Raw genomic sequence first — 372 nt, forward strand, 5'->3', positions numbered from 1 at the left:
GATACCGGCTCGCCCATCGTCATTCGTGGCAAGGACAAGCTGGCCGAGCACGCGGTGTGGTCGCTGAAATGCTTCCCGGATTGGGAGTGGTACAACATCAAGGTCTTCGAGACCGACGATCCCAACCACTTCTGGGTCGAGTGCGACGGCCACGGCAAGATCCTCTTCCCCGGCTATCCCGAGGGCTACTACGAGAACCACTTCCTGCATTCCTTCGAGCTGGACGACGGCAAGATCAAGCGCAACCGCGAATTCATGAACGTCTTCCAGCAATTGCGCGCCCTGAGCATTCCGGTCCCGCAGATCAAACGCGAAGGCATTCCCACCTGAGGCCATCCTGGAAGGGGGACCCACCATGGACGATCTATTGCA

Annotated in this window: 1 protein-coding gene; it reads left to right on the forward strand. The window is 58.9% G+C overall.

Annotation, left to right across the window (positions count from 1 at the left end; translation table 11 throughout):
• A partial coding sequence (gene phzB / locus HMPREF3014_RS35485; RefSeq protein ID WP_070711921.1) for a phenazine biosynthesis protein PhzB occupies positions 1-330 on the forward strand: 330 nt, incomplete at its 5' end.
• Between the last annotated feature and the right edge of the window lie 42 nt (positions 331-372).

The sequence above is a fragment of the Pseudomonas sp. HMSC065H01 genome (assembly GCF_001815235.1).
Taxonomy (GTDB): Bacteria; Pseudomonadota; Gammaproteobacteria; order Pseudomonadales; family Pseudomonadaceae; genus Pseudomonas; species Pseudomonas aeruginosa.